General features: G+C 43.5%; 10 protein-coding genes. 2 read left to right on the top strand and 8 right to left on the bottom strand.

Annotated elements, in window-relative coordinates:
* Nucleotides 1-60: 60 nt before the first annotated feature.
* Nucleotides 61-1,092: a serine/threonine-protein kinase gene (locus tag B3Q63_RS05920; RefSeq protein WP_296174837.1), complete on the bottom strand. Its 1,032-nt coding sequence runs from the start codon at nt 1,090-1,092 to the stop codon at nt 61-63.
* Between the two features lie 69 nt (nt 1,093-1,161).
* Between B3Q63_RS05920 and B3Q63_RS05915 the strand changes: the two genes are divergently transcribed.
* Nucleotides 1,162-2,127 carry an ATP-binding protein gene (locus tag B3Q63_RS05915; protein WP_296174835.1) on the top strand — a complete coding sequence of 322 codons (966 nt, stop codon included), beginning with the start codon at nt 1,162-1,164 and terminating at the stop codon, nt 2,125-2,127.
* Nucleotides 2,128-2,140: 13 nt separating this feature from the next.
* Here B3Q63_RS05915 and B3Q63_RS05910 read toward each other — a convergent pair whose 3' ends face one another.
* From B3Q63_RS05910 to B3Q63_RS05880, 7 genes are all read right to left on the bottom strand, one after another.
* Nucleotides 2,141-3,259 carry a ribonuclease Z gene (locus B3Q63_RS05910; RefSeq protein WP_296174833.1) on the bottom strand — a complete coding sequence of 373 codons (1,119 nt, stop codon included), beginning with the start codon at nt 3,257-3,259 and terminating at the stop codon, nt 2,141-2,143.
* Between the two features lie 31 nt (nt 3,260-3,290).
* Nucleotides 3,291-3,554, bottom strand: coding sequence for a hypothetical protein (locus B3Q63_RS05905; RefSeq protein WP_296174831.1), 264 nt, complete (start codon nt 3,552-3,554; stop codon nt 3,291-3,293).
* 93 nt (nt 3,555-3,647) lie between these two features.
* On the bottom strand, nt 3,648-4,316 hold the full coding sequence (locus B3Q63_RS05900; protein WP_201625113.1) for a glutathione S-transferase: 669 nt from the start codon (nt 4,314-4,316) through the stop codon (nt 3,648-3,650).
* 252 nt (nt 4,317-4,568) lie between these two features.
* Entirely contained in the window at nt 4,569-5,639 is a 1,071-nt protein-coding gene (rarD, locus tag B3Q63_RS05895) for an EamA family transporter RarD (RefSeq protein ID WP_296174828.1), read from the bottom strand.
* A gap of 292 nt (nt 5,640-5,931) precedes the next feature.
* On the bottom strand, nt 5,932-7,002 hold the full coding sequence (gene rarD, locus B3Q63_RS05890) for an EamA family transporter RarD (RefSeq protein WP_296174825.1): 1,071 nt from the start codon (nt 7,000-7,002) through the stop codon (nt 5,932-5,934).
* A gap of 342 nt (nt 7,003-7,344) precedes the next feature.
* The gene (gyrA, locus tag B3Q63_RS05885) at nt 7,345-10,188 is read right to left on the bottom strand and encodes a DNA gyrase subunit A (RefSeq protein WP_296174822.1); all 2,844 of its coding nucleotides are present in this window, start codon (nt 10,186-10,188) and stop codon (nt 7,345-7,347) included.
* 424 nt (nt 10,189-10,612) lie between these two features.
* The gene (locus B3Q63_RS05880) at nt 10,613-12,283 is read right to left on the bottom strand and encodes an alpha/beta hydrolase family protein (protein ID WP_296174820.1); all 1,671 of its coding nucleotides are present in this window, start codon (nt 12,281-12,283) and stop codon (nt 10,613-10,615) included.
* Nucleotides 12,284-12,576: 293 nt separating this feature from the next.
* Here B3Q63_RS05880 and B3Q63_RS05875 point away from each other — a divergent pair, with 293 nt between their 5' ends.
* Nucleotides 12,577-13,449: a methyltransferase domain-containing protein gene (locus B3Q63_RS05875; protein ID WP_296174818.1), complete on the top strand. Its 873-nt coding sequence runs from the start codon at nt 12,577-12,579 to the stop codon at nt 13,447-13,449.
* The last annotated feature ends 23 nt before the right edge of the window (nt 13,450-13,472 follow it).

Below are 13,472 nucleotides of genomic sequence, written 5' to 3'. Positions count from 1 at the left end.
CCAAATATTAAAGCCTGCTTTTTAGCAGGTTTTTTTGTGTCTAGAATTTAGCATTCATGATTATAATCTTTCCAAATCCACCACAATATCTTCCATACTTTGATACCTTCTCTCTACCCGCTTCGCCAACGCTTTATTAATGATACTTTGATAGCGACTATATTCTAACGGCAATGTTGGAATTGGCTGTTGGCAATGTTGAATTGCCCACTCTCTTAATGGCTCATTACTCTGATTATCAATATTAAAAGGCCGCTCGCCCGTTAATGTTTCATACAGCAGTATCCCAAACGCGTAAATATCACTTTGTAGCGTTGCGCCCTGTCCTTGCCAGCGTTCAGGGGCAAGATAGGCTGGCGTACCAGCACTATCTCCCGTATTATTTTTATCACTGTTTTGAGCAATATCGTCATTAATTGCTTCTGCCAAAGTAAAATCCGTCAATAATAAATCAGGTGTGATACTGCTATTATCCGCATGATTTGGCATGAAACCATCTAGCAAAATATTACTAGGCTTAATATCATTATGTAGCCAGCCAGTGTTATGTAGATTAGTGACGAGATGAGCGGACTGCTTAATGAGGTGATGCTTTTGTACGTCTGTTAATTGCGAGTGATTTTGAGAATTAAGCTGAGATGCCAAGCTGCCATTTGGATAATAAGGCGTGACCAATATAATCAGCTGCGAAGACGGTTTTAGTATTTGAATCGTGACGTTATCGTAGGCTAGTATTGGTGGAGCGATAGCAGGCAGGCCGTTTTCACTGATTGATATATTTATAGATTTTAAAACCTCAGCCTCATAAGCTAAATCAGCCGAGTTTTTATTGCTGTCAGCACTTAACTGCCATTTAATCATCACCTGACCAAATTGTGTATGCTGACTGCGCGTTAACCCTTGGTAATTGGCCTCACCACTATCACTTTGCTGACTGACTCGCTGATGCGCTATCTCGCTATAATGCAAGCTTGAGAATAAAGTAGTCAGCACTGGGAGAATTTTCTGTGCTTGCGTTTGTAGTGCTTGTTCTGTACTTACGTGCTTTGCACACGCTTTTTCTGTAGATGGATTACTGGCACTATTTTTCATGGTAAAGTGAGGCCTTTATGCGTCTAGTATGCCAAACGACATTTTAATTTATATAAGCGACCAATTATTATGCCCCAATCCACTAACACCCATATGAATTATGCCCTACCCGACCATTTATTGGATTTGCTTGGGCAGTATCTGCAAGAGCAGGTCACGCCAACCATCGAGATTGATCCTGCACAGCTGGCATATCGCTGGGTTGGCGGTCATCAGGGTCATCTAGAGCCGCTGGCAGTTAACTTATTTTTAAGTTTAGATGACTTGCATGGTATCGATACGCAAAAGGCAAAACTGGTACAGAACACACGGCAGTTTCTTAAAGGCTATCCTGCCAATCACGTCTTGATGACAGGCACACGCGGCGCTGGCAAGTCATCGCTGATTCGGGCATTGCTACAAGCTTATCATAGCGAAGGTCTGCGTATTATTGAAATTGCCCGTGATGACCTGCGGGTGCTTGATAAGATTCGCGCCGCCATTAATGCGCTGCCAGCGGATTGTGGCTGCCACTATGTGGTGTACTGTGATGACTTGGCATTTAACGGTCAAGATGAGAGTTATCGGACGCTAAAAAGTGTCTTAGACGGCTCGTTGGACTCAGAACAAGACAAGCTATTGGTTTATGCCACCAGTAACCGCCGTCATCTGTTGCCACAGCTGATGAAAGACAATGTCAATATTTATAATGGTCAAACCGATGAGGTCAACCCTTATGAAACCATTGACGAGACGGTATCGCTGTCTGATCGCTTTGGGCTTTGGTTGTCCTTTCATCCCATGGATCAAAACACTTACTTACACATCGTGCGCCATTATTTATCGCTTTCGCCAAACCGCAATCTAGATAATGCGAATGACGTTAAAGAAAGCAATCATAATGAAGAAGAAAATAAGACGCTACCTGATAATATCAGAGCAGCAGCATTACGCTGGGCATCAGAGCGCGGTGGACGTTCGGGACGTGTGGCGTACCAGTTTAGCCGCTACTGGATAGGACAGACACAATTGGCAGCTGAGGATAATAACTCTTAAAAGTTATTTAGATTTATTGTTTATAATCGCGTGCAGAGCCTAGATACTGCACGCGGCTACCCTCTTCTTCGTCTATCAAATCAGCTGCGCCATTCACCATATATTGGTCAAAATCTGCTGCCAACCATAGATTGCCTGCATAAGTACTTTGGGCATCCAAACGAATATGCGCCATGTTCGGTGTACTACTCTGTGGGTTATCAAAGCTTTGATAGCGAGCGCTAAAATGGGTCAAGATTAAATTCTTAACCTCATTGTTTTGAGTGAACCTACCTACCAGCTGTGCACTACTATGCATGGGATCAAAGTCTGGATTTTTTGCCTGAATCTTATTTAACACCTCATGGGTATAAGTGGCTTCATGCACCAGTAAATCTGCACCAGCTACTGCCTCTCTTAAGCGCTCCGGCGTGTCGTTATCGCCAGCAACCACCACTCGTGTATTTTGAACTTCATTGTCAACATAATCTGCTGCGTAAAGCTTACGGCCACCTTCGGTCACAACATCTTCGCCCTGTTGCAGTCTGCCCCACAGCGCGCTTGCTGGAATACCTGCTGCTGTTAATTTATCGGTGTTGAGCGTGCGACGGCTGATGGTTTCAGTCATCGCAAATCCATAAGAGGCGACGCGATGCGATAAAGGATGAATATCTATAATTAGCTGATGCTGGTGGTCTAAATTGATAGTTACATCACCTTTATGCTCATCATTTGGCTCAGACAACAAATCTTCTATCGCCATAAAGTTAATGGCAAACGGAAAGTATAGCTCAGTCGTTAAAGTAATAGCTTCAAGCAGCATTGCTATCGCTTTTGGCGCAATAAGCGTTAGCGCTGCAGTACGACCTGACATTGCCGTACTCGCCAGCAATCCTGGCAAACCATAGCAGTGATCGCCATGCACATGGGTAATACAAATCGCTTCGAGTTGATGTAAGGATAACTTGGTATGTAAGAGCTGCTGCTGGGTGCCTTCACCGCAATCAATTAAAACCCAAGGACGCGATTTTTTCTTTTGTTGTTGATTTGCCCCTGAGCTATAAGGATTGAGGCACTCGATGGCAAGCGCTGTGACGTTACGCTGTTTGGTTGGTACCCCTGCGGAAGTACCCAAAAAGGTAAGCTTTAGCATAGACACCCTCTTCTATCTAAATCGTTATTTTCTACAACGACTGACATAGCATGGTTCTTTGACCTTCAATCATTTGCCCGCCATTGGCCGTACATTCATTGACCATATTGGACTCATAAGATTTCCAGCCACCATAAAAGCTAGCAACACATAAAATCACTACCAGCAGTTTTTGTGACCATGCTTTGATAGATACTTGCTGGCTATGCACACTATCATCGGTACTATTCGGTGCTTGTTTAGCAGCAACCTCACTGTCAGTGGGTTTACTATTGGGTTTATTCAGGTCTGTCATTTTTTATCCTAAAAAAGGTTTTGTCTATAAATAAACAAAACCTTTTATTATCATATTAAATTAGTCATTGATTAACGATTAAATACGCTTCGTTTAAAACTGTAAACGACCGCCCTTTTCTTCTGCACGCTTAAAGGCATCGCGCTCTTCACAGCGTTTGAGCCAGTTTAAGATATTGGCATATTTACTGCTATCTAAACCGCCACCAGCATTGGCACCGACAACAGCAAGATGCATTTGGATATCAGCGGCACTGAATTCGCTACCGGCAAACCAATGATTGTCTTGCAGATGCTGCTCCATCATGGTCAATATGGTATCTAAGCTTTTGCTAATCATGCTTTTTTCGACTTGATTGCGAATGCTTTTGCTCACAGGCTTGATAAGCATTGGCGACTGCTCAACCACTTTGGTAAACACCAAACGCATGACCAATGGCGGCATCACTGATGCTTCGGCAAAATGCAGCCAAAAGGTATACGCCTCCCACGCCGCTTCATTGTCATCCGCAGGCTTGAATTGCTTCTCGCTATCATAATGCTTAAGCAAATACTCAATGATAAATCCTGACTCAATGAGCACACGCTCATTTACTTCTAACATCGGCGCATGACCGAGCGGATGTATTTGTTTTAAACTGTCAGGCGCGCGATAGGCTTTATTGCGCGCATAGCAAGTCAGTTTATAATCAACCTCAAGCTCTTCTAATAGCCAGATAATACGAAACGAGCGTGAGTTTGCTAAATGATGAAGGTGTAACATAAACCATCCTAGTTATAGTGTGAATAAGCAATAATAATGATAGGTAGCGCCCGCATTCCATTGCTAACATTGCTAAGCCTTTTGAGCAGGATTAGACATGATTGATTAGACATGATTAAGCACTGTTTTGAGCGTGGCAGCACTGCTGTCGATAATAGCGCAATTAACCAGCCTTTAACACAGAAACTGTGTAGAGCACGGCTACAAAACCATGCCTAGCAAGTCAAACTTATCGCCCTTAAGCTATCAGTGTTATTTAGCATGTAATTCTTCAATTTTGCGCGTCATCTTGTCTATTTTTTGCTGATATTTTCTAATCTTACGGAAACGATGCGCGGTCAGCACGCCTTTAATACGGCGATTTTTTAGGCGGCGGCGCGGCGGAAAACTGCCGACTTGAGGCTCCTTATACCCTTGCAAGCGGTCGTCACGCTTACGAGTCACATAACCAAGCGCACTATCGGCAATCATAATCAGCAGCGCGATAAAAATCATACCGTACATAAATAACGAGCCACCTTCATCGATGCTTTGGTGCAAAATCGTGATGGAAAATATAAATAGGAATATCGGCTCAAGGTAGCATAAAGTGCCAAATAGCGAGACGGGCAGCTTTTGACTAGCGACCATAGTCAGTGCCATCGCCGCCGTACTGATGATACCCAGTAGCGGCAACAGATACCAAAATTTATCCGTCGCTATCGCAAGCTCAAAGCCACCGCTCATATATAAGGCGATGATAACCACCGGTGTTAATAAAACCAAATCCGAGATCAGCCCCGTAATCGGCGGTACAGCAAGCTTACGACGCAGGAGATAATAAGGCGGATATCCCAAACAGACAAATAAAGTTGCCCAAGAAATAGCGCCATATTGCCAGACATCATAGGCAATACCGAGCGCAGCACAGATGGTAGCCACCCATTGTAGCAGCGTCATGTCTTCATTATAAAAAAAGCGCCCCACGATAATCATAATCATGGGGTATAAGAAATACCCCAATGTCACCTCTAGACCCAAATCATTGACGGGTGCCCACATAAATATCCAGATTTGCGCGCCCAAAATCGGTGTGGGTATGATAAATAAAAACCACTCCTTTGCGGTCTTTAAGGTTTTGAGGTAATCAAAAATATGCTGCCATTGCTTAAGAACACTGACCAGTAGCACCAAGCTGAGTAGCATCATCAGCACGCGCCAAGAAGCAACTTGCGTCCCCGATAATGGCTGCATCAATAGACCAAATAAAAATAGCAATGCATAGAGAAAATTTGCTGCCACTGCAACGATGGTGCCTTGCGACGTCTGATTGGTGGGGAACATAACAACAGCCTTTAGAGATAAGCGCACGTCCTTGGCAATTTTGAAAAAAAACAAAAGCCTCAGACGCGAACGTCGGAGGCCTTCTGTCTATAAGCTTTTTATCTATAGAATTTTTTGCTGATAAATCAATCGTATAATGTTGAGATAAACGCTGTAAATACTGAGTGCTTATATCAAGCTTTACATTATGTCAAAGTCAGAATAGATAAGCAATACATTGACTTAACCCGCCTATTCATTTTGATATGTGGCTTATTAACTCTATCCGTTTAACGCATATCCATCGCTCTATTTACTTAGTATCGAGCTGCTCGATTTTACGCTGTATTCTATCCATCTTTTTTTGATAACGACGCATCTTACGGAAACGATGGGCGGCTAACACCCCATCGATACGGCGATTTATCAAACGGCGGCGCGGTGGAAAACCACCTACTTGTGGCTCGCGGTAGCCATGCAAATGATTATCACGGCGACGACGAAGATAACCCATCACACTATCAGCAATCATGATAAATAACGCCAAAGTAATCATGCCGTACATAAATAACGAGCCGCCTTCATCGAGGCTTTGGTTTAAAACGGTAATGGATAAAACAAACAACAGCATCGGTTCTACATAACTTAATGCACCAAATAATGACACTGGCAGCTTACTACTCGCAACCATGGTCAGCGACATGGCAAGCGCGCTAAAAGCACCGAGCAGCGGCAATAAATACCAAAACTTTATGTTTTGTGCCGCCACGCTAAAGCCGCCACTGCTATACAGCATGATGAGTACCACCGGCGTCAGCAAGGTCAAATCTGACAGTAAACCGGTAATAGGCGGTACGGCAAGCTTACGCCGCAGGAGATAATAAGGCGGATAACCCAAGCACACAAATAACGTTACCCACGATACCGTCCCATATTGAAAGATATCATAGCCAATCCCCAATGCTGCAAGTAGCGCTGCCATCCACTGCAATGCACTCATATGCTCATGATAAAAAAAGCGCCCCAGCACTATCATCACCAGCGGTAATAAAAAATAACCCAAGGTGACATCAAGACCGAAACCATTGACCGGCCCCCACATAAACAGCCAAATCTGCCCGCCCAATATCGGCGTAGGTAATATAAATATCAGCCATTCTTTTGGGGTTTTTAGAGTTTTTAGATAATCAAAAACGTGTTGCCATTGCTTAGTGAAACTGACCAATATCAGCAAACTCAATAGCATCATCAGCACCCGCCATGACGCTACTTGTGTACCCGTTAAGGGCAACATAAATAACCCAAACAAGAACATCAATGAAAACAAAAAACTGGATGATATTGCGGCTAAGGTTCCCTGAAAAGTTTGATTGGTCGTAAGCATAACAACGGCCTTAAAATAGCGCTTAATGGGTATTATTTATAATAAGTTTATAAAGGTTAGAAATCATAATCAGTCAAATGTAATATCAATATTTCACGTATTGCTGATATAAGTTTTTTGCAGCCTCTGTCTGCGTAGGCACAGCAAGCAAGAAAAACTTATACCAGCAGTGCCGTAGCGTTTTAATGTATCTTAACTATAAAAGCTAAGATGTATAGGTTAAAAGCTTAAAACAAACTTTGAGAATAAACAGCACTCAAAAAAAAGCCCCCAACGATATCGTCAGAGGCTTTTTCTAGAGCAGTATTGCTAACTAAACTAAAAAGCTAACAACTGAGATAGTTACTCGTCATCGTCTGTGTTTTCATCTGCTGCATCATTCGATGTTTCGTTATCTACTAAGTCATCATTTGCAGCATCAATAACTTCATTGATATCGGTCGTCGCGCTGTTGCCAGTTTCGGCATCAATATCGATTTGCTCTTGACCCTCCACTGCAAACGTTCCATCTTCTCTCATAGCATCGACTAGCTCGTCGTCGCTTTCTTCGTGCTCAACACGCGCCATAGCAACTAACTTCTCGTCTTTTGATAGACGAATCAGCGTTACACCTTGCGTATTACGACCAGAGCTTGCTACATGCTCAACTGGGGTACGCACTAATGTACCTTTGTCAGAGATTAAGATAATATCGTCTGTAGAATCAACCTTGGTAGCACGAACCAGTGCACCATTACGCTCACTGGTTTTAATAGCAATCACACCGCCACCACCACGATTTTGCGTATTGAACTCATCAATAAAGGTACGTTTACCAAAGCCATTTTCACAAGCAATCAGAATTTCGCGCACATCATCTTCGATAACCACCAATGATTTAATAAACTCATCAGCCGCCAGACGCATACCACGAACGCCTTTAGCCGTACGACCCATTGCACGCGCATCATTTTCATCAAAACGAATTGCTTTACCACTTGAAGCAAATAGCATGACTTCTTGGCTACCATTGGTGATACGAGCGCTGACCAATTTATCGCCTTCTTCCAAACCAACGGCAATCAAACCGTTTGAGCGAATATTGGCAAACTGTTTTAGCTCGACACGCTTCACGGTACCATTGGCAGTTGCAAAGAAGACAAAAGGTGGCTCCGCTTGCGTGCTATCGTCTAAATTATTATCTTCTGATAAGCTGTCATCGCCATCTGCTGATATCTCAGCTTTGCTAGATAACTCTTCTACTATTTTTGGAATAGGCAGTATCGTGGTGACCGTTTCATCCGGATTTAATCCAATTAAATTCACCAATGGACGACCACGCGCACCGCGACTGGCAATCGGTACTTCAAAACCACGTAGACTAAAGACACGACCACTATCAGTGAAGCATAGTACGGTGGCGTGCGTTGAGGTCACAACTAAGTGATCAATCACATCGTCTTCTTTCATCGCGGTCGCAGATTTGCCTTTACCGCCACGTTTTTGCGCCACATAATCATCAATCGGCTGCGTTTTTGCATAACCCGTACGAGAAACCGTCATGACCACAGTTTGTTCTGGGATTAGGTCTTCACGGTTAAAGTCCATACGTGAATCGATAATATCGGTACGACGCTCATCACCAAAGTTTTCACGAATCTCAATCATCTCGTTTGAGATAATGGTCATTAGCTTATCAAAATCGCCAAGGATAGACTCTAAATTTGCAATTTCACGCAGCAAATCTTGGTATTCTTCGGTCAATTTGTCTTGCTCAAGACCGGTTAGACGATGCAGCTGCATGTCTAAAATCGCATTGACCTGCTCCAGTGATAAACGATAGCGCTCTTCACCTTCAATCAGACCAAACGGCGCTTTTGGATCTTCACCTTCGATAAAGTCTGGACGTACCGATTGGCTACCTGCAGCGGTTAGCATCGCTACCACGCTGCCTGAGCCCCACGTATTAGTCAGTAAGTTTTCACGAGCCAAACCGCGGTTAGCTGATGCTTTAATCGTCGCAATAATCTCATCAATGTTCGCTAGGGCAACGGTTAAACCTTCTAATAAGTGACCACGGACGCGGGCTTTATTAAGCTCATAAATGGTACGGCGCGTTACCACTTCTTGGCGATGGCGTACAAATGCTGCAATCAGCTGACGTAAGGTCAATAGCTTTGGCTGACCATTATCAAGCGCCACCATATTGATACTAAAGCTAGATTCAAGCGGTGTCTGCAGGAACAAATTATTAACAATCACTTCCGCCGTTTCACCGCGGCGCAAATCAATGGCAATACGCATGCCGTCTTTATCAGACTCATCACGAATTTCGGTAATACCTTCGATTTTCTTATCACGTACCAATTCAGCAATACGCTCAATCAGTTTAGCTTTATTGGTTTGATAAGGCACTTCGGTGAAGACAATACGCTCACGGTCACGGTTGACACCGGTATCGCTCATCGGTTCGATGATATAGCGACCACGTACGTGTAGGCGACCTTTACCGGTGCGATAGGCGTCTAAGATACCCGCGCGACCATAAATAATACCGCCTGTTGGGAAGTCAGGACCTGAAATATGCGACATCAACTCTTCGGCAGATATTTGCGGATTTTCGGCATAAGCCAAACACGCATTAATCACCTCAGTTAGATTATGCGGCGCCATATTGGTCGCCATACCAACTGCAATACCGGTTGCACCGTTGACCAATAAGTTTGGAATACGCGCAGGCAACACGCTTGGCATACGCTCAGAGCCATCGTAGTTGTCTTCCCAGTCGACGGTGTCTTTGTCCAAGTCAGCAAGCATTTGATGGGTCAGCTTGGTCATACGGACTTCGGTATAACGCATCGCTGCCGGTGGATCATCATCAATTGAGCCAAAGTTACCTTGACCATCAACCATCGGGTAACGCAAGCTAAAGTCCTGCGCCATACGTACAATCGCATCATAAACAGCACTATCGCCATGCGGGTGATATTTACCGATGACGTCACCGACCACACGTGCCGACTTCTTATAAGCTTTATTATAATCGTTAGACAGCACATGCATCGCGTACATCACGCGGCGGTGTACCGGTTTGAACCCATCACGCACATCAGGCAGCGCGCGCGAGACGATCACGCTCATCGCATAATCCAAATAGGACTGCTTTAATTCATCCACGATGGCAATAGGACTGATCGAGTCGCTCATATACACTCCTTCACTCACATACTTTCTCTAAGGGTTGCGCGCCTAAAAAGGTGCTTACACTGATATAAAAATATAGCTGCACAAACACGCAACTATGATTGCTATATCAACACGAAAAAGCACCATCAAACGGGCAAAACCATAGGAAAATGGCGATACGGTTTTTGTTAAAAGTAATGTTTAATTAAAGAAGCTATTTTAGCACATTTTTGTCTATTTAGGGGGTTCTCGATGCTATTAAAATCAAGCAAAACAGCTCATTAGCGTTGAGTTTTGCCTTTAGCAATAAGGATAAAAACGACTTTAACAATAGAGTGTTGTCTTTACCATTTTTAAAGGCTGTTTCATAAAAAAACTGTACCCCGGGGATACAGTTTTTCGCGAGGAAGACAAAAACTACTTATATGTTTAACTAGCAAGCATTTTAAACAGCTTTGAATTCCTGATTAAAGAATTCACGCGTGGCTTGTGTACAAGCTGGACTAACTAAACCTCCATGATAATTGGTGTAGAACGCTAGCTCACGAGCTTGGAAAGCCTCTAGTTGAGTATCTCCATTATTTATAGCATTATTAAACGCATTTGTACGAACCACTTGAACACTACTACTAAAGTTGGTTTGGACGTTGGTCATGACTTCAGTGGCCTTCCACTTATTCATTGACGCCTGCCCAATCATTGTGAAAGTCTGTTTGCCAGGACGCTGGGCTTCATTATCTTTATCAACATCCAATACTGTGATATTGAGCGGTTTTGCAGGATTATTAGCTGCGGCGGCCTGTAGTAGTTTTACCATCGAGCCAGTATTGGTATCAAAGTAAACGGTCGGATCCTGATTACCACCGCAGATAAGTGTTGGCATTTTTGGCACATAGCCACGTAAGTCATTGTCTTTTAGCGCCTTACGAAGATTATTCTCAGGAGTCGCTGCTGTCAGTCCGTTGCCATTTTCTGCCCATAACCCATCAGGATTCTTGATAGTATCTGCCACATAGGCTGCACGAAAGCCTGTCTTAATCAAATAGTCATTTTCGTCATAGCCGCCCAATACAGAAAACACCTTACCTTGTTTTAAACCTGCCAGCCTTGGGTCACTAGGATTCTTTTGGAATAAAGCATTATTTGGTAATTTACCGGCTTTGACCAACTCACCAAACGCTACATCACTAGGCAGCTGCGCGTCGGCATATTTATCTAAGAAAATATCTGATTTTTTATTGTAAATATTGCCGTATTTTTCCTGTAAACCAATACCAAGCAGAGGTGCAAAACGTGACGCGCCAATATTGACATTGCCCATAAAGATTTCATCGCCAAAAGCCGCCAACGCATAAGGGCCCGAAGATGGCGCAATTGCCGTTACTGGTTTTTTCTGTGATTCTAGTAATCGCGCAGTTGCCATAGTGACATAGCCGCCTTGCGAGTAACCAGCGATAAACAACTTACCCGAGTCATCAATTTTACTGTAATGGGCATTATTGGCGCGTTTTTTGCGTTCGATAATGCTGCGCGCGCTATCTAGAGCGTCGACCATGTCGGTCGACTGCTGCTGGGCAACCAAATAAGGATGGTAGTCAAGTTTTGAGGTATCATAGCCCGCATAGTTGGGCGCGACAACGATATAGCCTTGGGCGGCAAAGTTTGCAGCAATTAAGTTTGCTTCCCCTACCGCAGGGTTTTTGATATTACCTACTTGGGCAAAATCATAGCCTTTATCCGTTGTCGTGCCATGCGCGTATAATAATACCGGGCGATCACCTTGGCATTCAGCCGCATCGCCAGTGGGTAGCATTAAAGCGGCCGTGGCATTGGTATCTTCATCGGCGGCGCCTTCGGTATCGTAGCTGACTTTTTCTATGGTAACGCCGCATTTAGCTACAGGCGTTGCGGTACCTCCAAGCCCAAAACTACTATTTATATCGTTTGCCGTAAAGGTTTTTACAAATTTAGCGCTGGCAGAAGATGAAGGTGATTCAACGAAACGCTCATTATCATCGCCACAACCAACAAGTAATAAGCTACTGGCAATCGCTAGCGATAATAGACCGCGTGTCATGATGGGTTTGTTTATAATGGATGAATGGGGTAAGACCATGATTGCTATCCTTAGCAGTAGTAAAACAAAAAAATTGCCTAAAATCCTTGGCAATAGATAAATAAAACCTAGCTGATATTTTTAATAAATACTTTTTAGAACTCGCTTTTTTAAATCAAACTTCTAAGTCAGATGGCTTAGACGACTGAGTGATAATCAATGTGACAGTCAATGTAAAAATCAATGAAAACTAATGCTTAGGCTTTACTATTTATACGCTAAAACCCTATTAAAATCCAATAAAAAAGTGATGCAAAAGCATTTCAAATACTTTAGATAAAACAGAGCCCGTTATGAATCACGAAAGCAGCCAATCAACTGACCAGCCAAGCAAGCAAGCCATCACACCGTCACTTAACCAACCCGATACACGTACGGATCGCAGCTTTGATGCGATTGCTGACCACTTTGAAAAAAAGGTTTACGGCGGCTTAAAGGGCGACATTCGTCTGGCAGTATTGCGCCGTGATATTGTTGCCTATTGCACGCAGATGAGCCAGACACTTGGGCGACCGTTACGTATTTTGGATGTGGGCGCTGGGCTGGCGCAAATTGCAATTGAGCTTGCCACTCAAGGGCATACGCTGGTTATCAATGATATCTCAGCCAATATGCTGGAGAAAGCACAAGCAAACGCTGAAATAGTTAAAAAGGATTTGGATATTAGGTGGTACGTTTGCCCGTATCAAGAATTAGAAGATAAGTTGGCTGCAGAAAATAATGAAAAGTTTGATTTGATAATGTGTCATGCGCTGCTTGAGTGGTTGGCAGAGCCAGCCGCTGTGATGGGTTTTTTTGATAAGCATTTAACTGAAAATGGCGCGCTATCGCTGTGCTTTTATAATCCGGCGAGTTTTGATTATCGCAATCTTATTATGGGTAATTTTAATTTATTGGATAACACCGAGTATAAAGCGGACAATAAAAAAAGCCTCACGCCCAATCATCCGGTCGCTAAAGAAGAAGTTAAATATTGGTTAGAAGCTCATCATTATCAAACGATACTTGCCAGTGGCTTGCGGGTATTTCATGATTATTCACCGCTAAAACGTGGCGGTCATAACGACCCTGAAGCAGTGATACGCATGGAGCTGCGCTACTCACAACTCGAGCCGTATAAATGGCTTGGACGTTATTTGCATATACTGGCAACGCGCCAAGCTTAAAGTTCTTGCTAAGCTTCAAGAGC

Source organism: Psychrobacter sp. UBA2769 (assembly GCF_002352555.1).
GTDB lineage: Bacteria > Pseudomonadota > Gammaproteobacteria > Pseudomonadales > Moraxellaceae > Psychrobacter > Psychrobacter maritimus.
The sequence above is the reverse complement of the archived record's forward strand: the minus strand, read 5'-3'. Positions and strand labels throughout refer to the sequence as shown.